Source organism: Microbacterium songi, from assembly GCF_042747925.1.
Taxonomy (GTDB): domain Bacteria; phylum Actinomycetota; class Actinomycetes; order Actinomycetales; family Microbacteriaceae; genus Microbacterium.
The window spans coordinates 263,947-284,437 of the sequence record NZ_JBHZIE010000011.1 but is presented as its reverse complement, the minus strand read 5'-3'; the positions used below and the strand labels follow the sequence as shown (position 1 = coordinate 284,437).

16 protein-coding genes are annotated in these 20,491 nt (G+C 71.4%); 14 read left to right on the top strand and 2 right to left on the bottom strand.

Annotated features, from left to right (window positions below; genetic code table 11):
• Positions 1-43 precede the first annotated feature (43 nt).
• The 13 genes from ACFM35_RS15120 (at position 44) to ACFM35_RS15060 (ending at position 17,161) form a co-directional block, all read left to right on the top strand.
• Complete coding sequence (locus tag ACFM35_RS15120) at positions 44-2,122, top strand: beta-galactosidase (RefSeq protein ID WP_378843521.1); 2,079 nt, start codon at positions 44-46, stop codon at positions 2,120-2,122.
• On the top strand, positions 2,119-3,657 hold the full coding sequence (gene arfA / locus ACFM35_RS15115; RefSeq protein ID WP_378843519.1) for an arabinosylfuranosidase ArfA: 1,539 nt from the start codon (positions 2,119-2,121) through the stop codon (positions 3,655-3,657). The genes ACFM35_RS15120 and arfA overlap by 4 nt, the downstream gene beginning before the upstream one ends.
• A 219-nt stretch (positions 3,658-3,876) precedes the next feature.
• Positions 3,877-5,004: a Gfo/Idh/MocA family protein gene (locus tag ACFM35_RS15110; protein ID WP_378843632.1), complete on the top strand. Its 1,128-nt coding sequence runs from the start codon at positions 3,877-3,879 to the stop codon at positions 5,002-5,004.
• A 4-nt stretch (positions 5,005-5,008) separates the two neighbouring features.
• A complete protein-coding gene (locus tag ACFM35_RS15105) occupies positions 5,009-6,292 on the top strand; it encodes a dihydrodipicolinate synthase family protein (protein ID WP_378843517.1) in 1,284 nt (427 codons plus the stop codon).
• Positions 6,289-7,170: a sugar phosphate isomerase/epimerase family protein gene (locus tag ACFM35_RS15100; RefSeq protein WP_378843515.1), complete on the top strand. Its 882-nt coding sequence runs from the start codon at positions 6,289-6,291 to the stop codon at positions 7,168-7,170. The genes ACFM35_RS15105 and ACFM35_RS15100 overlap by 4 nt, the downstream gene beginning before the upstream one ends.
• Before the next feature lie 74 nt (positions 7,171-7,244).
• Positions 7,245-8,279, top strand: a complete 1,035-nt coding sequence (locus ACFM35_RS15095) for a LacI family DNA-binding transcriptional regulator (protein ID WP_378843513.1) — start codon at positions 7,245-7,247, stop codon at positions 8,277-8,279.
• 96 nt (positions 8,280-8,375) lie between these two features.
• On the top strand, positions 8,376-10,235 hold the full coding sequence (locus ACFM35_RS15090) for a hypothetical protein (RefSeq protein WP_378843511.1): 1,860 nt from the start codon (positions 8,376-8,378) through the stop codon (positions 10,233-10,235).
• 67 nt (positions 10,236-10,302) lie between these two features.
• A complete protein-coding gene (locus ACFM35_RS15085; RefSeq protein WP_378843509.1) occupies positions 10,303-11,301 on the top strand; it encodes a LacI family DNA-binding transcriptional regulator in 999 nt (332 codons plus the stop codon).
• 69 nt (positions 11,302-11,370) lie between these two features.
• The gene (locus tag ACFM35_RS15080; RefSeq protein ID WP_378843507.1) at positions 11,371-12,711 is read left to right on the top strand and encodes a Gfo/Idh/MocA family protein; all 1,341 of its coding nucleotides are present in this window, start codon (positions 11,371-11,373) and stop codon (positions 12,709-12,711) included.
• Positions 12,708-13,667, top strand: a complete 960-nt coding sequence (locus ACFM35_RS15075; protein WP_378843505.1) for an NAD-dependent epimerase/dehydratase family protein — start codon at positions 12,708-12,710, stop codon at positions 13,665-13,667. The genes ACFM35_RS15080 and ACFM35_RS15075 overlap by 4 nt, the downstream gene beginning before the upstream one ends.
• The gene (locus ACFM35_RS15070; RefSeq protein ID WP_378843503.1) at positions 13,634-14,533 is read left to right on the top strand and encodes a 5-dehydro-4-deoxyglucarate dehydratase; all 900 of its coding nucleotides are present in this window, start codon (positions 13,634-13,636) and stop codon (positions 14,531-14,533) included. Before ACFM35_RS15075 ends, ACFM35_RS15070 begins: the two co-directional genes overlap by 34 nt.
• Positions 14,530-15,609: a mandelate racemase/muconate lactonizing enzyme family protein gene (locus ACFM35_RS15065; RefSeq protein ID WP_378843501.1), complete on the top strand. Its 1,080-nt coding sequence runs from the start codon at positions 14,530-14,532 to the stop codon at positions 15,607-15,609. Before ACFM35_RS15070 ends, ACFM35_RS15065 begins: the two co-directional genes overlap by 4 nt.
• 25 nt (positions 15,610-15,634) lie before the next feature.
• On the top strand, positions 15,635-17,161 hold the full coding sequence (locus ACFM35_RS15060) for an aldehyde dehydrogenase (NADP(+)) (RefSeq protein WP_378843499.1): 1,527 nt from the start codon (positions 15,635-15,637) through the stop codon (positions 17,159-17,161).
• Here ACFM35_RS15060 and ACFM35_RS15055 read toward each other — a convergent pair.
• Positions 17,151-18,290: a glycerate kinase gene (locus tag ACFM35_RS15055; RefSeq protein WP_378843497.1), complete on the bottom strand. Its 1,140-nt coding sequence runs from the start codon at positions 18,288-18,290 to the stop codon at positions 17,151-17,153. The two genes, ACFM35_RS15060 and ACFM35_RS15055, sit on opposite strands and share 11 nt — an antisense overlap.
• A 176-nt stretch (positions 18,291-18,466) precedes the next feature.
• Here ACFM35_RS15055 and galE point away from each other — a divergent pair, with 176 nt between their 5' ends.
• Positions 18,467-19,447: a UDP-glucose 4-epimerase GalE gene (galE, locus tag ACFM35_RS15050; RefSeq protein ID WP_378843495.1), complete on the top strand. Its 981-nt coding sequence runs from the start codon at positions 18,467-18,469 to the stop codon at positions 19,445-19,447.
• 16 nt (positions 19,448-19,463) lie between these two features.
• On the opposite strand, the gene ACFM35_RS15045 is transcribed toward galE, so the two are convergent.
• Entirely contained in the window at positions 19,464-20,471 is a 1,008-nt protein-coding gene (locus ACFM35_RS15045) for a LacI family DNA-binding transcriptional regulator (RefSeq protein WP_378843630.1), read from the bottom strand.
• Positions 20,472-20,491: the final 20 nt, after the last annotated feature.

The following is a 20,491-nucleotide window of genomic DNA, read 5'->3' as shown; positions in this document are numbered from 1 at the left end:
CTTTCCTTTCCCCCGCTTTCCTGCACCCTCGAGGAGACCCCCGTTGCTGTACGGCGCCGATTACAACCCCGACCAGTGGCCCGAAGAGGTCTGGGATGACGACATCCGCCTCATGCGCCAGGCCGGCGTCACGGTCGTCAGCCTCGGGATCTTCGCCTGGTCGCGCATCCAGCCGTCCGAGGAGACCTGGGACTTCGGGTGGCTCGACCGGATCATCGACAAGCTCCACGCCGGCGGCATCCAGATCAACCTCGCCACCGCCACCGCCTCGCCCCCGCCGTGGGTGAGTGCGCGCTACCCCGAGACCCTCCCGGCCGACGAGAGCGGAGCCTCGTACTGGCCCGGCAGCCGCCAGCACTTCGCGCCGTCCTCGCCCACCTACCGGCGGCTGGCCGGCAACCTCGTCCGCCGCATCGGCGAGCGGTACGTCGACCACCCCGGCGTGGTCCTCTGGCACATCGGCAACGAGTACGGCTGCCACCTGTGGATGGACTACTCGGATGCCGCGCGGGACGCGTATCGCGAGTGGCTGAGGTCGCGCTACCGCACGATCGATGCGCTCAACGACGCGTGGGGCACGAACTTCTGGTCGCAGCGCTACGGGGAGTTCGACGAGATCTTCCCCCCGCGCCTCGCCCCGTACAGCCAAAACCCGTCGTCGATGCTGGACTTCCGCCGCTTCACGTCGGACATGCTGCTCGAGTGCTACCTCATGGAGCGCGAGATCCTCCTCTCGCTCGGAGCGACACAGCCGATCACGACCAACTTCATGGGTCCGTTCAAGCCCGCCGATTATCGCAAGTGGGCTCCGTTCATGGACGTGATCGCCGACGACTGCTACACCGATCCGAGCAACCCCGATCGGGTGCGGGATGCCGCGTTCCAGCGCGACCTCGTGCGCTCGCTCAAGCCCGGCACGCCGTGGCTGCTCATGGAGCAGTCCACGGACGCCGTGAACTGGCGTCCGTCCAACCCGGGTAAGCGACCGGGTGCCCTGGCCGCCGAGACCGCGCAGTCGATCGCGCGCGGAGCGGACTGCATCATGTTCTTCCAGTGGCGTCAGTCCCAGGCGGGCAGCGAGAAGTTCCACTCCGCGATGCTGCCGCATTCCGGCACCGACACCCGCACCTGGCGGGCGGTCTCCGAGCTCGGCGAGCGCTTGGCGGCGCTCCCCGAGCTTCCGTCGCCCGGGCGCGATGCGCGCGTCGCGCTGGTGTTCGACTGGGAGAACTGGTGGGCCGTCGAGGAGCGCGATCACCCGACCGTGATCGACTACCTCGCCCTGTCGCTCGCCTGGTACGGCGGGCTGCACGATCGGGGCCTCATGGTCGACGTCATCGGCCCCGAACAGGTCGACAGCGGCTACGACCTCGTGATCGCGCCCGCGCTGTATCTGCTGAGCGACGCCGGCGCGGCATCCCTCACCGGTTTCGTCGAGAGCGGTGGAACGCTGCTCACGGGCCCGTTCAGCGACATCGTCGACCCGAACGACCAGTTCCGTCCGGGCGGGTTCATCACCCAGCTGGCTCCGATGCTCGGCATCCGCTTCGAGGACTTCGGTGCCCTCGGCGGCCGCTCGTCGACCGGGGGAAGCGGCGTCGGGGCGCAGACCACCCCGACCGGGTCCCCCATCGCCGTCGACACCGTCCACTTCGATCTCGGTGGCGCTCCCCGCACCGGCACCCTGGCGGCGGAGCTGATCGAGACCGCGGGCGCCGACGTCGTGTCGGTGTTCGCCGACGGACTCTCGGCCGGCTCCCCCGCGCTCACGCGTCACCGGCACGGCGCCGGGGAGGGCTGGTACGTCGCGACGATGCCCGACCGTGAGGGCGTCGCCGCCGTCCTCGACGCATTGATCGAGGCATCCGGTGTCGTCCCCGTGGTCGAGGGCCTCCCCGCGGGCGTCGAGGCGGCACGTCGGGGCGACCTCGTCACGGTCATCAACCACACCGACGCGGCCGCGACGATCGAGCTCGTCGGCACCGATCTGGAGACCGGTGAACAGGTCGACCGCCGGGAGCTGCCTCCGCAGGGCGTGCTGTTCGCGCTCGTGCCCGTCGATGCCGAGCCCATCGCGCCGTCACGGGCCGGCAGCGTGCTCGAGACGGCGGGGCTCTCGTGAGCGGCCGGCCCATCGGGGACGGCGCGTCCGCACGGCTGGATCCGCACAACGACATCGCCGACATCGACCGCCGGGTGTTCGGCGGTTTCGTCGAGCACCTCGGCCGGCACATCTATTCCGGCATCTTCGAGCCGGGGCACCCGACCGCCGATGCCGCGGGCTTCCGCACCGACGTCATCGAGCTCGTCCGCGAGCTCGGGGTCTCGTCGATCCGCTATCCCGGCGGCAACTTCGTGTCGGGGTATCGCTGGGAGGATGGCATCGGACCGGTCGACGAGCGACCGACACGGCTCGACCTGGCCTGGCACTCCACCGAGACCAACGAGGTGGGACTGCACGAGTTCGTCGCGTGGCTCGATCGCGTCGGCAGCGACCTGATGCTCGCCGTCAACCTCGGCACGCGCGACACCGCCGAAGCGCTCGACCTGCTCGAGTACGCGAACGCGCGCGTGCCCACCGCGTGGACGGCCCGTCGAGCGGCCAATGGGCACCCCGAGCCCTTCGGCGTGAAGATGTGGTGCCTCGGCAACGAGATGGACGGCCCGTGGCAGCTCGGGCACCGCAATGCCGACGACTACGGCAAGCTCGCCTCCCGAACGGCCAAGGCCATGCGGATGCTCGACCCCACGATCCAGCTCGTCGCCTGCGGCTCGTCGGCGCGCAGCATGCCGACCTTCGGCACGTGGGAGCGCACGGTGCTCGAGCACACGATCGACGACGTGGACTTCATCTCGTGCCACGCCTACTACCAGGAGCAGGGCGGCGACGCGCAGGAGTTCCTCGCGTCGGCGGTCGACATGAAGATGTTCATCGAGAGCGTGATCACGACGGCCGACGCGGTCGCCGCCGCCCGGAAGACGGACAAGCGCATCGACATCTCGTTCGACGAGTGGAACGTCTGGTACCTCTTCAACGATGACGGCACGATGAACGAGAAGAGCGAAGACGAGTGGCCGGTCGCGCCGCGTCTGCTCGAGGACGTCTACAGCGTGCTGGATGCCGTCGTGTTCGGCGACCTGTTGATCACCCTGCTGCAGCACGCCGATCGCGTGCGGTCCGCATCGCTCGCGCAACTGGTCAACGTGATCGCGCCGATCATGACCGAGCCCGGCGGACCCGCGTGGCGGCAGACGACCTTCTTCCCGTTCTCCCTCACCTCGCGTCTCGCGCAGGGGCGCGCGGTCAACGTCCCGGTCCGCTCGGGCAGCTTTTCGAGCAGTCGCTTCGGCGATGTCGACGCGGTCAACGCCGTGGCGACGATCGATGCCGCGGGTGCGAGCCTGTTCCTCGTCAACCGCTCGACGACGGAGGGTGGCCCGGTCCGGATCGACCTGCGCCCCTTGCAGGACTTCATCGAACGCACCGTCTCGCTCAGCGAGACGCATCAGCTGGCGGATGACGACATCTACGCGGTCAACACCCTCGCCCACCCCGACCGGGTCGGCGTGCGCGCCGTCGACAGCGCCTCGGTCGTCGACGGCTTCCTCGAGATCGATCTTCCCGCCGTGTCATGGACGGCCCTCCGCCTGGAGTAGCCGTGCTTGCGCCCGACCTCCCCTCCGTGGCACCATTGGGGGAGTTGGAAAGCGCTTACCCTCGCTGCCTCGGGCGGTCTTCTCCCCCGATCACCACACTGCTCCTCCACTCGACCATCAGCCAGACCGAAGAAAGAAGACACCGTGTCAGAGACGACCGTCCTCGCCCCGTCACAGCCGGCGGCATCCGCCCCCTCCGTTCGTGAGATCGGCATCATCATGAACGGCGTCTCCGGCCGCATGGGATACCGGCAGCACCTCGTGCGCTCGATCCTCGCGATCCGCGACCAGGGTGGCATCGAACTCAGCGACGGCACCAAGGTCACGGTGAAGCCGCTCCTGGTCGGGCGGAGCGCAGCGAAGCTCGCCGAGCTCGCCGCCGCCCACGCCATCGAGGACTACACGACCGACCTCGACGCGGCACTCGCCGACCCGCGCTGGGAGATCTACGCCGACTTCCTCGTGACGAAGGCCCGGGCATCCGCTCTTCGCAAGGCCATCGCCGCCGGTAAGACGATCTACACCGAGAAGCCGACGGCCGAGACCGTCGAAGAGGCCCTCGAGCTCGCGAATCTCGCGGCGGCGGCCGGCGTCAAGACCGGTGTCGTCCACGACAAGCTCTACCTGCCGGGGCTGCAGAAGCTCAAGCGCCTCATCGACTCCGGCTTCTTCGGCCGCATCCTCTCGGTGCGCGGCGAATTCGGCTACTGGGTGTTCGAAGGCGACTGGCAGCCCGCGCAGCGGCCCAGCTGGAACTACCGCGCCGAAGACGGCGGCGGCATCATCGTCGACATGTTCCCGCACTGGAACTACGTGCTCGAGAACCTCTTCGGCAAGGTCGAGACGGTCTACGCGCAGGCCTCCACCCACATCCCGACCCGCTGGGATGAGAAGGGCGAGCCGTACCAGGCCACGGCCGAAGACGCCGCCTACGGCATCTTCGAACTCGAAGGCGGCGCGATCGCACAGATCAACTCATCGTGGACCGTGCGCGTGCACCGCGACGAGCTCGTCGAGTTCCACGTCGACGGCACGCTCGGATCAGCCGTGGTCGGACTCTTCGGCGCGAAGATCCAGCACCGCAACGCCACCCCGAAGCCGGTCTGGAACCCCGACCTGGCCGACGCGCACGACTACGACGCCGACTGGGCGGACGTGCCCACGAATGACGTGTTCCAGAACGGCTTCCGCCAGCAGTGGGAGGAATTCCTCGAGTCGTACGTGCTCGACACCCCGTACGAGTTCGATCTGCTCTCGGGCGCGCGCGGCGTGCTGCTGGCCGAGGCGGGGCTGCAGTCCAGCCGCGAGGGTCGCAAGGTCGCCCTCACCGACCTGACGCTGGACTGACCCGATGACCGACCTCACCCTCCTCTCGACGGACGGCGTCACCTCGACCGTCGAGCTCGCCGCGGCGCCCGGCTACGCGAAGCCCACCTCGCCGCTGCAGAGTCGCGTCGCCTATGCCGCGGCGCACGTCGTGCCGAAGGTGTCGGCCGACAACACCCCCGGCCGTCCCGCCGAGATCGACTGGGATTGCACACTCGACTTCCGTCGCGCCGTGTACTCCTGGGGCCTCGGCGTGGCCGACGCCATGGACACCGCTCAGCGCAACATGGGCCTCGACGCCGCCGCGACCCGTGAGCTCATCGCGCGCTCCGCCCAGGTCGCCCGCGAGGAGGGCGGCTCGGTCGTGGTCGGGGTGAACACCGACCACCTGGATCAGGATGTCGTTTCGATCGACGCGATCATCGACGCCTACAAGGAGCAGCTGCACTTCACGGAGGAGCAGGGTGCCGGCCCGGTCCTGATGGCCAGCCGCCACCTCGCACGCGCGGCGGAGTCCGCCGACGACTACCGCCGCGTGTACCGCGAGATCCTCGGCGCGGCCACCACTCCCGTCGTGCTCCACTGGCTGGGAACGGCGTTCGACCCGTCCCTCGCAGGCTATTTCGGAGCGATCGACTGGCGTGAGGCATCCGCCGTGCTCCTCGAGATCATCGGCGAGAACACGGACCGCATCGCGGGCGTGAAGATGAGCCTGCTGGACGCCGCGTCCGAGGTCTCGGTCCGCGAGCGGCTCCCCGCCGGGGTGCGCATGTTCACCGGCGACGACTTCAACTACGTCGGTCTGATCGGAGGGGACTCGCTCGAGGGCGGTTCCGGGGTCGGTGCCGCGAGTGCACGATCCGCCGCCGAGCACACGGACTCCGTGCGCGGCGGATCCGCGCCGTCGGCGGGAACCCGTACGCTCGCGCCCGCCGCGCCCGCGGCCGGACACTCCGACGCACTGCTCGGTGCCTTCGCCGCCCTCACCCCGGTCGCCTCCGCGGCGATCCAGGCGCTCGACGCCGGCGACCCCGACGAGTATCTGCGCATCCTCGGTCCCACCGAGGCACTCAGCCGCCAGGTGTTCGCGGCGCCGACGTTCTACTACAAGACCGGAGTCGCCTTCCTGTCGTGGCTGAACGGCCACCAGAAGGCGTTCCAGATGGTCGGCGGGCTGCATTCCGCGCGCAGCCTCCCCCACCTGTCGCGCATCGTCGAACTCGCGAACGCCTCGAGTGCGCTCGAGCAGCCGGAACTGGCTGCCGACCGGTGGCACGCGATGCTGCGCGTGAACGGAGTGGACGCATGACGATCGACCCCCGCCTCTCGATCAACCAGGCGACGATCAAGCACGCCGACCTGGCGACGGCGCTCCGGGTGACGGCCGAAGCCGGCGTCCAGGGCATCGGCCTGTGGCGTGAGCCCGTGCAGGCGGTCGGGCTGGCCACGGCTGCGTCCATGCTGGGCGACTCCGGCCTGCGCTTCACCACGCACTGCCGCGGAGGCTTCTTCACGGTCCCCGAAGGTCCGTCGCGCCGCGCATCGATCGACGACAACCGTGTCGCGATCGACGAGGCCGCGACACTGGCCGCAGCCGGAGCATCCGGGTCGCAGGCGATCCTCGTGCTGGTCGCGGGCGGCCTTCCCGAGGGTTCGCGTGACCTCATCGGGGCTCGCGAACGGGTGCGCGACGCGATCGGCGAGCTCGCACCGGATGCTGCGGCCGCCGGTGTGACGCTCGCCATCGAGCCGCTGCATCCGATGTACGCGTCGGATCGCGCCGTCATCTCGACGCTGGGCCAGGCCCTCGACATCGCCGGCGACTTCGATCCGGACGTCGTGGGCGTGACGGTGGACACCTTCCACGTCTGGTGGGACCCGGACGTACGCGCCCAGATCGCCCGCGCCGGACGCGAGGGGCGGATCGCGACCTACCAGGTGTGCGACTGGAAGACGCCGCTCGCTGCCGATGTCCTGCTGTCGCGGCACTACCCGGGCGACGGGGTGATCGACTTCGGGTCGCTCACCGTCGCGGTGGAGGATGCCGGTTACACCGGCGACATCGAGGTCGAGATCTTCAACGAGGAGATCTGGGCGACCGACCCGCTGCTCGCCGTGCAGCGGACGGCGGCCGGCTTCGCGCGCGCCGTGAGCCCGCACCTGGCCGCACGGGCCGCCCGCGTCTGAGGGCTCGACCCGCGGACCCTCCCGCGTCGGCGACCGCGACGTAGGCGTCGGCGTACAGGAATAGAATCGGCGCTGTGAGCGAGACGAACACCCCCGTGCGCTCTGCGGCGACCCTCGAGGACGTCGCTCGGGAATCAGGGGTGTCGCTGGCCACGGCGTCGCGCGTGCTCAACGGCTCGACGCGCAAAGTGGCGGAGAGCTACCGGGCGCGGGTGCAGGATGCCGCGGATCGCCTCGGCTACACCGCGAACCTCTCCGCGCAGGCCACGGCCCGTGGCACCTCCGCCATCATCGCGCTGCTCGTCGCCGACATCGCCGACCCGTACTTCGGCCAGATCGCGGCGGGCGTCGCGCGCGGCGCCGACGAGGCCGGGTTGGTCGTCACGATCGGCATCACGGAGCGCGACCCGGTGCGCGAGACCCGTCTCGTGCGCGCCCTTCGCGGCCAGCGCCCGCGCGGCCTGATCCTCGCCGCCTCCCGCGGTGCCGACGCGGATTCCGCGGGGCTGCAGAGCGAGCTCGACGCCTTCACCGCCATGGGAGGACGCGTCGTGGTCTTCGGAGCCGGGGGCAGCGGCATCCGCTCGATCGTCTTCGACAACCGCACGGGCGCGGAGCAGCTGGGCGCCGCTGTGGCGGGTGCCGGCTATCGCGACGCGCTCGTGATCGGCGCCGCGAACGGTCTGCGCACGTCCGACGACCGCATCGCCGGTTTCACCGACGGGTTCGCGTCGGGCGGCGGCACGGTGCTCGAGGTGCTCCGCGGCGGCTTCACGCGTGATGCGGGGTACGCCGCTGCGACGGAAGCGCTCGCGCGCGGCGTCGCGCCGGGCACCGTCATCTTCGGCATCAGCGATGTCGTCGCGATCGGCGTCATGTCGGCGATCAGAGACGCGGGGCGAGTGGTGGGCGCCGACATCGCGGTCGCCGGGTTCGACGACATCTCCACCGGACGCGACGTGCAGCCCGGCCTCACGACCGTCCACGTGCCTCTCGAGGAGCTCGGCTACCGCGCGCTGCAGGCGGCGACGGACCCGGAATGGGATGCCTCGCTCCCGGCCCTCCCGCTCGACGTGAAGCTGCGCGGCAGCACGCCCCCTCGCGACTGAGTCGCCGGCACCGCGTCGCGTGTATCAGGGCGGCCGTTCGCGTCGTCTATCTCTTCGGAGGAACCACCCGGGTCCCCTCCGAGATCGAGGTGCGACATGACTCTTCCCATCAGCGGCGGAATCGGCGTGGCGACGACCACGAACGGCGGTCCGGCGGAACCCGCCGGCTTCTTCGCCGACATCCTGAGGTCTTCCGCCGAGAGCGCGTGGGCGGAGGGTCGTCCCCGGCTCGAGAAGCAGCTGAAGGACCTGCTGGGGCAGGGTGACCTGATCCATGCGGGGTTCACCCTGTACGACATCACGCTCCACCTCTCGCCCGACCTGTCGTTCACGATCGACAGGAACGCGCCCGGCGACCTCGTCGTCACGGTGACCACCGGCGGCAACTACGTCGAGGCGACCTCCACGCAGCCGACCGCGCTCGGCGAATGGGCGGACCCGAGAGTCTCGGTCGCGTTCGGTCTGACGTTCTCGTACGTGCTCGACATCCCGCCGCTCACCGGTGCCGTCTCGGCCACCGGCTTCCGAGACGTGCGCGTGCTGAACCCGCTGCCTGACTCACACAACCTGGTCGCCGACATCGCCTTCTTCTTGAACGACCTCGTGGATTTCTTCGGCGGTTCGAACCTGCTGGAATCCGTCCGGGCCATGGTGTCCTCGATGGACTTCTCCGGCATCATCAACGGGGCGCTGGCGCCCCTGAACGCGAAGCTCGCCGAACTCGCCGCGGAGGGCTTCTGGTTCCTCGACCTCGCCGTCGACCAGCTCGACGGCACGAGCGGCAGCATCCACGGACTGAGCATCCCGGGCGCGACGCCCGATCGGCTCGACGTGCTCCTCGTCGCCCGCGCACTCGACCGCTCCGGCATCGTCGAGGGCGAGATCTCCTGGCCGCGGGCCCTGGGCCGGCCGATGCTCGCCGGGATGATGACCGACTCGATCGACATCGCCGGGTCGACCGCCGCGGTCATGGTCGGATTCACCCGGTCGGACACCGTCGCCAGGTTCGCGACGCTCCCCCTCCCCGCCCGCCCCGCCGACGCGCCGGCGCCGGTGCTCGCCGACACTTCCGGTGCGCCCGCTCCTGCGCTCGACTCGCCGCTGGACGTGGCGCTGTCGCAGCTGCCCGACGCCGAGCGCGCCGCGGCGGTCGGCGAGCTGCGGCAAGGTGCGGCATCCCGCTTCGTCTCCCTCGTCGGATCGGCGACCGCAACCCTGGCGCTGAACGAGTTCGCGCGGGGACGAACGGACTTCACCGTCGAAGCCACGACCCCCGTCGGAGGCACCGGGCTGTTCCCCGACATGAGGGTCGTCTCGCAGCGCGACGGGCTCTGGGCGGCGGACGACGCCACGACCTGTCGCCGGCGGTTCCGGCTGGTGGATGTCGCGACCGACGTCGCCCTCACGATCACGGCCGCCGTCGCGCCGCGGTGGGAGTGGAACGGCCCCGACGATCAGGTCGTGGTGGTGAGCGCGGGCTGGAAGGGCACGGTCACGGTCGAAAAGGGTGACCCTGCCTCTCATCCGAAGCTGATCGAGGACTTCCGGCGGTTCACGCGGGAGCGGCTTACTCTCGAGGACGGTGTCGGAGGAGCCGTGCGCCGCCCCTTCACCCCGTCACGGTCCGACGAGACGTCGCTCAATCCGCAGCCGCTGCCTCCCGTGGAGGTGCAACTCAACCCGCAGCCGCTGCCGCCGGTCGAGGTGCGGGTGGGTGTCTCGGACGGCATCCTTTCGACGCTGCGCGGGCGCGCCTCCGTCTCGGACGCCGTCATCGGCGGGATGCGGAACGAAGCCGTCCTCTCCCAGGTTCGCCTGAGCGACCACGTCGATCAGGTCATCGACGCCGATCGCGTCGACCTCACCCGGTTCGATGTGCAGAACCCCTCCGGCAGGGGGCTCGTAGGCGGTATCGACTTCACCGTCCGGCCCTACGTCGCGCCGGTCGTGCGCTGATGCGGCGCCGCGGGAGGCAAGAGTCCGCCGGATAGGCTGAGCCGACCCGAGCCGGAAGGAGCAGCCGATGTCGCGGCCGACGAAGGGTGTCACGATCTCGGATGTGGCCGCACGGGCCGGGGTTTCGCTGTCGACCGTCTCCCGGGTGCTCAACGACAACCCGACGGTCGACCCGGTGATGGCGGACCGGGTGCGGGCCGCCGCCGCAGAGCTCAACTACTCGGCCAATCCGCTGGCGCGGAGCCTCGTGCTCGGCCGCACCCAGACGGTGGCGGTGGTGGTTCCCGATCTCGGCAACCCCACATTCCAGGGGATCCTCCGGGGACTGAGCCGCGCAGCGGCCGCGGACGGCTACCACGTGCTGATCGCGGATTCGGCGGAGACGGTCGGTGAGGAGTCCGTGCTCGCGGTGGCGACCCGCCGTCGCACGGACGGCATCATCCTCTGCGCCCCCCGCATGCCCCTGGACGAGCTGCGGGCGCTGCTGCCTCAGATCTCGCCGGTCGTGCTGGTCAACCGGGCTCCGGAGGCGGGTACCCCGGTCGTCGCCGCGGACTACGCGGCGGCCCTCCGCGAGATCCTCGACCACCTGTACGCGTACGGTCACCGTCGCTACCTGTACCTCGCCGGCACGACACGGAGCGCCTCGAATGCGGCGCGACTTCGGGCGATCGCAGAGTTCGGCGCCGCGCACCCGGACGTGACGGTCGACGAGCGGGAGGCGGGCGTCGATTTCGAGAGCGGGGAGCGGGCTGCGGCAGGCCTCGGCTCGACCGATGCCACGGCGATCCTCGGCTTCAACGACCTGGTGGCGATGGGCGCGATGAGCACCCTGCGGGCGGCGGGCGTTCGCGTCCCCGAAGACGTGTCGATCACCGGCTTCGACGACATCCCCTTCGCCCGACACGCCACGCCGGCGCTCACGACCGCCTCCGTGCCGACGGGCGAGCTGGGGGCTCGCGCCTGGGCGGCGATGGCCGCGCTGCTGGCGACGGGCGATGTCGCCGAGCCGCTGTTCCTCCGGCCGCGGCTGCAGGTGCGGGCGAGCACGGGCCCCGCGCGCTGAGCTGCGCCCCGCCCGCGCCGCGGACCGCGTGATACGCTGAGAAAACGTTTCCTGAAGGAGTCATCCCCCATGAACCAGCGGCGCTACGCCCTTGTCGGAGCCGGCGCACGCGCGTCGATGTACGTCGGCGCGATCACCGGCGACTACGCCGAGATCGCCACCCTCGCCGCGATCTGCGAACCCAACCCGGTGCGTGCGGCGCACTACCTCGGCACGGTCGCCGAGCGCACAGGGGCGACACCGAGCACGTGGCATCCGGATCGCCTGGAGGAGATGATCCGCACCGAGCGGATCGACCGCGTCATCGTGACGGCCCGCGACGATCTGCACGCCGAGATCATCGTGCGGGCACTGGATGCCGGAGCTGACGTCGTCGTCGAGAAACCGCTCACGATCGACGCCGGGAGTGCCGCCCGCATCGAGGACGCGATCGCCCGCACCGGGCGCGAGGTCGTCGTGACCTTCAACTACCGCTACTCACCGCGCAACAGCGCGCTGCGCGAGGTGCTGCAGAGCGGCGCGATCGGCCGCATCACCTCGATCGACTTCTCGTGGGTGCTCGACACCAAGCACGGCGCCGACTACTTCCGTCGGTGGCACCGCGAGAAGGAGCACTCCGGCGGTCTGCTTGTCCACAAGGCCAGCCATCATTTCGACCTCGTCAACTGGTGGATCCGCAGCCAGCCGCGCCGTGTCTTCGCCTCGGGCGGTCTGCGCTTCTACGGTTCCGAGAACGCGGACGCCCGCGGCATCCCTCCCCGCCCGACGCGGGGCACGCACGACGGCGATCACACGGCCTTCGAACTCGATCTGCGCGACGACGAGAACCTCGCGTCGCTCTACCTCGACGCCGAGGCCCATGACGGCTATCTGCGCGACCGCGACGTGTTCGGAGAGGGCATCACGATCGAAGACAACCTGGCGCTCGTCGTGGACTACGACTCGGGCGCGACCCTGAGCTACTCGCTGAACGCGCACTCGCCCTGGGAGGGCTACCGCGTGGCCGTCAACGGCACCGAGGGACGTGCCGAGCTCGAGGTGATCGAGCGCGGAGCCGTGCTCGCCGACGAGGGGCTGCACCCAGTGCTCGACCCGAGCGCGGTCGATGCCGGGGCGACCGGATCACTCCGGCCCCAGGGCGAGCGCCTGATCGTGCAGCACCACTGGGAGGACGCGACCGAGGTTCCGATCGACGGCGGCCTCGGCGGACACGGCGGCGGGGACGCGCTCCTGCTCGCCGACATCTTCCTCGGGCCTTCGGCCGACGACCCGCTGTCGCGCCCCGCCGACTGGCGAGACGGCGTGCGGTCGATCGCGGTGGGCATCTCGGGCAACCGCTCGCTCGAGACCGGACTGCCGGTGGACGTCGCCGACCTCGGGATCCGGATGCTCGAGCGGCAGCGCGCGTGAGCCGGATCGCCGTCACGGGCGGCTCGGGCCGGCTCGGCCGGTCGCTGGTCGCGGGCCTCTCCGCCGCCGGCCACGAGCTCGTCTCGCTCGACCGCGTGCCGTCCGACGCCCCCGAGCTCGCCACGGTCGAGCAGATCGCGGTCGATCTGACCGCGGCGGACGACGCCGCTCGCGCGATCCGGGAGGCCCGTGCTGATGCGCTCGTGCATCTCGCTGCGATCGCCGTACCCTTCAGCGCCCCCGAGCACGTCATCCTGCGGACGAACGCCGCGATGGCCCTGAACACTCTGAGCGCGGCCATCGGTGCCGGCATCCCCCGCATCGTCACCGCTTCGAGCCCGACGGTGCTGGGCTACGGCGCTCCTGCCGGCTGGATTCCCGACCGGTTCCCCCTCGACGAGGACACGGCGCCCGCGCCCTGGAACGCCTACGCGCTCTCGAAGCACCTGGCGGAGCAGACGATGCGGATGCTGCAACGGCAGACCGGCGATGCGACGCGTTTCGCCGCGTTCCGGCCCTGCTACGTCATCGCCCCCGAGGAATGGGCCGGTGCACCCACGCAGCAGGGCCACACGGTGCGCGAGCGCCTGGACGACCCCGCCCTGGCGGCACCCGCCCTGTTCAACTACGTCGATGCGCGCGATGTCGCGCGCTTCATCGACACCCTCTTGCCGGCGATGAGCGACATTCCCAACGGGGAGGTGTTCTTCGTGGGCGCCGAGGACGCGCTCGCCCGCGAGCCGCTCGCCGAACTCGTGCCCCGGTTCTTCCCCGGCACCGATGACGCGGCCGCGGTCCTGACCGGAACGGCCCCGGCATTCTCCACCGCCAAGGCGCGACGGATGCTCGGCTGGACGCCCGTGCACCGCTGGCGCGACGCACTGATCGCGCCCGCACCCCTCGACCGAAAGGACGTGCCGGAATGGACTTCGACGGCATCCTCTTCTTCCCGGTGACGCCGTTCGACGCGGATGGACGCGTCGAGACGGGGCTGCTGCGCCATCACATCTCGACCACGCTCGCGCACTCCCCCGGCGGGGTCTTCCCCGCGTGCGGCACCGGCGAGTTCCATGCCCTGTCGGCCGACGAGATCGGCACGGTCGTCTCCACCGCCGTCGACACCGTCGCGGGTGCGGTGCCGGTCGTGGCGGGCACGGGCGGTCCGCTCGGGCAGGCCATCGCGCTCGCGCGTGCAGCGGCGGACGCCGGAGCCGACGGGCTGCTCCTGCTTCCCCCGTACCTCGTGGGCGGACCGCAGGCGGGACTCGTGGCCTATGCGGAAGCGGTGGCCGCGGCATCCGATCTCCCCGTCGTCATCTACCACCGCGGCACCGCGCAGTACTCGGTGGAGTCCGTGCGCCGCCTCGCGCAGAACCCCAAGATCGTGGGGTTCAAAGACGGCACGGGTGACATCGGCCTCGCCCAGCAGATCGTGCGCGCCGTCGCCGAGACGGGGCGCACCGATTTCGCGTTCTTCAACGGGCTGCTCACGGCGGAGCTGACCCAGGGCGCGTACCGCGGCATCGGCATCCCGCTCTACTCGTCAGCGGCGTTCGCGATGGTCCCCGAAGTGGCGAACGCGTACTACCGCGCGTACGTCGACGGCGACGAGGGCCGGCGGCTGGAACTGCTCGACGGGTTCTACGCTCCCCTCGTGCGGCTGCGCGACGAGACCCCCGGGTTCGGCGTCTCGCTCATCAAGGCCGGGCTGCGCTTGTCGGGGCTGCCCGTCGGGGGCGTCCGCGCTCCGCTGGTCGACCCGTCGCCCGCGCAGGAGCAGCGTCTCGGCGAGATCCTCGAGGCGGGACGCGCCCTGCTGTGACCCCCACGATCGCCTCGTTCGACGCCCGTCTGCTGCGCGTGCCGCTGACGCGGCCGTGGGCGGCGGATGTCACGTCGGTCGGCGTGATCGCGACGCACGTGCGCCGCTCGGACGGCGGCGAGGGCTGGGGATTCTCGTGGACGCCGCAGATCGGGTCCCAGGCGGTGCACGCACTGCTCGCCCACGACATCACCGCGTTCGCGATCGGCCGGACCGCCGATCCCGAGCTGCTCTGGGACGACACGTGGCACCATCTGCACGAAGCCGGCGGGAGTGGTCTGACGACGATCGCGCTCGCCGGGCTCGACCTCGCGCTGTGGGATGCCGCGGCCCGGGCCGTCGGCCTCTCGATCGGCGACCACCTGGGCGGGCGTCGGACGTCGGTGCGCGCCTACGGGTCGGGCGTCAACCTGCACTACTCGCTCGATGACCTCCGCGCCCAGGTGGGCCGGTGGATCGACGCCGGGTTCGAGGCGGTCAAGATCAAGGTCGGCCGGAACGAGCTCGCCGACGACATCGCGCGGGTCGCCGCCGTGCGGGAGCTGCTCGGGCCGAACCGCGCGCTCATGATCGACGCGAACCAGCGCTGGAACCTCGAGACGGCGACGCGTGCCGTCGCCGCTCTCGCGGAGTTCGACCCGGCGTGGATCGAGGAGCCCCTGCGCGCGGAGGATCTCGCGGGTCACGCCGAACTCGCCCGTCGCATCGCCATCCCGATCGCCCTCGGCGAGAACCTCCACACGGCGTCGCGCTTCGCCGAGTTCCTCGACGCCGGCGCCGTGCAGATCGTGCAGCCCAATATCGTGCGCGTCGGCGGCATCACGCCCTTCCGCCGCATCGCCGCGCTGGCCGCCCGGCACGGCGCGACGCTGCATCCGCATCTGCTGCCCGAGCTCTCGGGTCAACTCGCGCTCACCCTCGAACACGCCCCCGGAGCCGCCGAGCCCATGGCCGAAGACGTCGAGGACGCCGGCTTCGGCGCGCTCGGCGCGCTCCTCGACCCCTCGCCGGTGGCCATCGCCGGTGGCATCCTGACCGTTCCGCCGCACGTCGGCCTCGGCATCCGCTTCGCCTGACCGTTCGCACACGAAGGACACCCCCATGAGCATCACCACCAGCCCTGAAACCAACGGCGGAGCGCCCATCGGCGCGGAGCCGACGAGCGCAGCGCGGCTCGACGAGCTCGCCCGGCGGGCGGCCGTGGCCGCGCCGATCTGGCGGGCGTCCACCGCCGCAGAGCGCGCGACGTGGCTGCGCGCCGCGGCGGACGCCCTCGACGCGCACCTCGACGAACTCGTGGTGATCGCCGACGAGGAGACGCGCCTGGGCGCCGTCCGCCTCCGGGGCGAGGTGGGCCGCACCTCGGGGCAGCTCCGGCTGTTCGCCACGGTCGTCGAGGAGGGCTCGTACCTAGAGGCGATCGTCGACGACGCCGATCCCACCGCCACTCCTCCCCGTCCGGAGCTGCGCCGCATGCTCACCGGGGTCGGACCGGTGGCGGTCTTCTCGGCCTCCAACTTCCCGTTCGCGTTCTCGGTCGCCGGGGGCGACACCGCCTCGGCTCTCGCTGCGGGCAACCCGGTCATCGTGAAGGCCCACTCCGGGCATCCGCGGCTCTCCGTCCGCACGGCCGAGGTCGTCGCCGCCGCGCTCACCTCCGCCGGTGCGCCCGAGGGCTCACTCGCGCTGGTCACGGGTCGGGAAGCGGGCAACGCCCTCGTGCAGCATCCGGTCATCCAGGCAGCGGGCTTCACAGGGTCGGTGGGCGGAGGCCGGGCCCTTTTCGACCTGGCCACCGGACGCCCCGACCCGATCCCCTTCTACGGTGAGCTCGGGAGCGTGAACCCGGTCGTCATCACCTCCGCCGCGATCACGGCGCGCGGCGATGCGCTGGCCTCGGGGCTGGTCTCGTCGTTCACGCTCGGCGTGGGGCAGTTCTGCACGAAGCCCGGCGTCGTCTTCGTGCCGCGCGGCGGTGCCGGCGGCGCGGAGTTCGGCGCGCTCGTCGCGCAGGCGGTGCAGGGCGTCGCCGGCGGCCCGCTGCTGACCGACCGCATCACCGAGGCGTTCCCCGAGGGCATCGCGCACCTCGCCGCCGACCCCTCGGTCTCAATCCTCGCGGGCACGGTGCCGACGCCCGACGCCGCTCAGCCCGACGCCGCTCAGCCCGTCGTCCTCGCCACGGACACCGCCGCGGTCATCGCGCGTCCCGAGGTGCTGCTCGAGGAGTGCTTCGGACCCGTCACGCTGCTGGTGGCCTACGACGGTCCCGACGATCTGCTCGCGGCGCTGGAGTCGGTGCCCGGCAGCCTCACGGCGACGCTGCACTCCGAGCCCGGCGACGACGTCGCGGACGTGCTCGAGGTGCTGCAGCGCAAAGCCGGCAGAGTGCTCTTCGCCGGGTGGCCCACGGGCGTCGCCGTGACCTGGTCGCAGCAGCACGGCGGACCGTGGCCGGCGACGACATCGCTGCACACGTCCGTCGGTGCCACCGCGATCCGCCGGTTCCTCCGCCCGGTCGCGTTCCAGGATGCCCCCGCTCATCTGCTTCCCGCGCCGTTGCGCGATGCGGAGCTCGCCGGCATCCCCCATCGCCGCAACGGTGTGCTGAGCTCCGCTACCGGCTGAACTCCGCTGCGAGCCGCGCCCCCGCGACGCGGAGCCAGTGCGCCGTCTCGGACATCGACGCCTCGGCCGAACCCGCCAGGTCGGTGAGCGAGATCGCCGCCGAGAAGGCCGAGGTCGGGGCATCCGGAGCTATCCGTCCCGCCACGAGTCTCACCGGCACGCCCGCCTGCGCCGCGAGCGCGGCGACATGCGAGGGCACTTTGCCCGACGCCGACTGAATGTCGAACGAGCCTTCACCCGTGATCACGACGGATGCCTCGGCCACCGCCGCCCGCAACCCGATGAGATCGGCCACGGCCGCCGAACCGGGAACCAGCGTCGCGCCCCACACGAGAAGTCCGTAGCCTGTTCCTCCCGCCGCGCCGGCGCCGGGAGCGACCGGGTCGGCTCTCCCGACGAGCGCGGCGAACCGTCCGAGCGCAGCGTCCATGGCTGAGACGTCGGCGGGTCCCGCGCCCTTTTGAGGCCCGAAGACGGCGGCGGCTCCGCGGGCACCCTGCAGCGGGTTCGTGACATCGGTGAGCACTGTGACACCGCCCGCCGGGAGGGCTGGCAGCCCTGAGAGATCGACCGCCGCGATCTCGGCGAGACCACGCGCGCCGTCGACGATCGCCCGGCCCCCGGCATCCGTGAATCGCGCGCCGAGCGCGCTGAGCATGCCTGCGCCACCGTCCGTCGATGCGCTCGATCCGATGCCGAGCACGAGGCGCGTGATGCCGTGAGCGAGGGCGTCCGCGATCGCCTCGCCGAACCCGCGGGTGCCCGCGTCGAAGGGGCGCCGACGTGGCCCTCCGCCGGGGAGGGTCTCGAGCAACTCGATGCCGGACGTGTTAGCGAGCTCGACGACGGCGGTACCCGCGGGGGTCTCGGCGGTCGGAGGGAGGAGGAGCCAGGATGCCGCCACCGGCGTGCCCTCCGGACCGTGGACCGTCACCGCACGGCGCGAGGCGCCGGGCACGGCCGCGGCGAAGGCATCGACGGTGCCCTCACCGCCGTCGGCCATCGGGCGCAGCACCACGTCGTCGGACGGACGCGCCTCGAGCCAGCCTTCGCGCAGGCACCGCGCGGCGTCGGCGGCGCCGATCGTCCCCTTGAACGAGTCGACGGCGATGACGATGCGTTCCGCCATCCCGACCTCCGTACCCGTCGCCCCGGTGCGGGCGCGGTCTCAGCATACCGCGGGGGCGTGAGCGAGGGAAAGCGCTATCCGATCGAGTGACCGACCCGGGCGGGACACGGCTCCGCGATAGCCTGGGCGACGGCGGCGCGTTCCCGCGGTCCGCTGCATCCACCCCGAGGAGTGTCATGTCCTGGCTCGTGACCGGCGGCGCCGGCTACATCGGCGCACACATCGTGCGCGCGCTCGACGCGGCGGGCCTGCCGCCCGTCGTGATCGACGACCTCTCGAGCGGTCACGCCTCCTTCGTGCCGCGCGGCGTGCCGTTCATCGAGGGCACGATCCTCGATCGGGCCCTCGTCGAGGACACGCTGCGCTCGCACGACGTCGAGGGCGTCATCCACGTGGCCGGCTTCAAATACGCCGGCGTCTCGGTCACGCGCCCGCTGCACACCTATGCCCAGAACGTCGATGCGACGCGGGTCGTCCTGGAGGCGATGGAGGCGGCGCGCGTGACGAACCTGGTGTTCTCCTCGAGCGCCGCCGTGTTCGGCACGCCCGATGTCGACCTCGTCACGGAGGAGACGGCGAAGGCGCCCGCCTCCCCGTACGGCGAGTCGAAGCTCATCGGCGAGTGGCTGCTGCGCGACCAGGGCATCGCGACCGCGGGGTCCAAGCATCCGCTCCGCCACACCTCCCTGCGCTATTTCAACGTCGTCGGGTCCGGCGATCCCGCGGTGTTCGACTCGAGCCCGCACAACCTGTTCCCGCTGGTGTTCGAGGCGCTCATCGACGGACGCACGCCGCGCATCAACGGCGAGGACTACGCCACGCCCGACGGCACGAACGTGCGCGACTACGTGCACGTCGCCGACATCGCCCTCGCACACGTCGCCGCCGCCCAGCGACTGGTCGCGGGAGAACCGATCGAACCGGCCTACAACCTCGGCTCGCAGAACGGCCTGTCGGTCCGCGAGATCATGGACGCGATGGCGCGGGTGACGGGCATCGACTTCACGCCCGACATCGGCCCCCGGCGCCCGGGCGATCCCGACCGGATCGTCGCCACCGGCGAGCTCGCCGCGCGCGACCTCGACTGGGCGAACCGCTACAGCGTCGACGACATGGTGCGGAGCGCCTGGGAGGCGCGTCGGGCGGCATCCGCCTGAGCCGGACGCCGGCGGTTCATCCGCCCGGCCGCCGCCGCGTGCTCTCGCGCACGACGAGGGAGGTCGCGATCAGCGCCCCGGACGACGCCCGACCGCCCTCGATCGTCGCCACGAGCATCGCCACCGCCTCCGCGCCGAGCGCGTCGAAGTCCTGACGCACCGTCGTCAGCGGCGGGCGGTACTGCGCGGCGTCCTCGATGTCATCGAACCCGATCACCTCCACATCGTCGGGGACACGACGCCCGGCGTCGAAAAGCCTTCGCAGCAGACCGAGCGCCATCTGGTCGTTCGCCGCGAACACCGCGGTCGCGTCGACGGGCAGGCGGAGCGCCGCGTCGTACCCGGAGCTCGCGGTCCAGTCGCCGCGGAGCACGGGCGGTGCGGAGCGGGCTCCGAGACCGAGTCGCCATCCTCGCTCCCGCTCGGCGGCCGCGAACGAGGCCGGCGGTCCCCCGAGGTGCCACACCACGTCGTGCACCGCACCGTCGTGCCCCACGTCGGGCGACGCGCCGTCGTGCGTCCGAGAGAGCAGATACTCGGTCGCCGCGCGGGCACCGGTCGCATGATCCGTCTGCACGATGCCGAAGCGTCCGTCGGGCGGAGAGTCCACCACGACGACGGCGATACCGGGCGGGATCCCGGCATCTCGCGCGAACACGGTGGCCTCGTTCAGCACGATCGCGCCGTCGACGCCCTGGTCGTGCAAGCGCGCGAACGCGTCGGCGACGGCGTCGGGGCCGCCGAGTGCGACGACCGTGAGGGCATAGCCCCGAGATGCCGCGGCATCCGTCACCGCCTGCAGCATGCGGGAGTTGCCCACCGTCGCCAGAGTCGACACGACCAGCCCGATGGTCTGCGTGCGGCCCGTGCGCAGCGCTCGCGCGGCACGGTGCGGTCGGTAGCCGAGACGGACCATCGCCGTCTCGACGCGCGAGCGGGTGCCGGGGTCGACCCGCGGGCTGCCGTTGACCACGCGCGAGACCGTCTGGCCCGACACTCCCGCCGCGGCGGCCACGTCGGCCATCGACACGCGACGGGTCGGAT

Excerpts from the sequence above, each read along its gene's own strand:
- ACFM35_RS15110 (WP_378843632.1), top strand. The coding sequence starts at position 3,877 with ATGAACGGCGTCTCCGGCCGCATGGGATACCGGCAGCACCTCGTGCGC.
- ACFM35_RS15105 (WP_378843517.1), top strand. The coding sequence starts at position 5,009 with ATGACCGACCTCACCCTCCTCTCGACGGACGGCGTCACCTCGACCGTC.
- ACFM35_RS15100 (WP_378843515.1), top strand. The coding sequence starts at position 6,289 with ATGACGATCGACCCCCGCCTCTCGATCAACCAGGCGACGATCAAGCAC.
- ACFM35_RS15090 (WP_378843511.1), top strand. The coding sequence starts at position 8,376 with ATGACTCTTCCCATCAGCGGCGGAATCGGCGTGGCGACGACCACGAAC.
- ACFM35_RS15085 (WP_378843509.1), top strand. The coding sequence starts at position 10,303 with ATGTCGCGGCCGACGAAGGGTGTCACGATCTCGGATGTGGCCGCACGG.
- ACFM35_RS15080 (WP_378843507.1), top strand. The coding sequence starts at position 11,371 with ATGAACCAGCGGCGCTACGCCCTTGTCGGAGCCGGCGCACGCGCGTCG.
- ACFM35_RS15070 (WP_378843503.1), top strand. The coding sequence starts at position 13,634 with ATGGACTTCGACGGCATCCTCTTCTTCCCGGTGACGCCGTTCGACGCG.
- ACFM35_RS15060 (WP_378843499.1), top strand. The coding sequence starts at position 15,635 with ATGAGCATCACCACCAGCCCTGAAACCAACGGCGGAGCGCCCATCGGC.
- ACFM35_RS15055 (WP_378843497.1), bottom strand. The coding sequence starts at position 18,290 with ATGGCGGAACGCATCGTCATCGCCGTCGACTCGTTCAAGGGGACGATC.
- galE (WP_378843495.1), top strand. The coding sequence starts at position 18,467 with ATGTCCTGGCTCGTGACCGGCGGCGCCGGCTACATCGGCGCACACATC.
- ACFM35_RS15045 (WP_378843630.1), bottom strand. The coding sequence starts at position 20,471 with ATGGCCGACGTGGCCGCCGCGGCGGGAGTGTCGGGCCAGACGGTCTCG.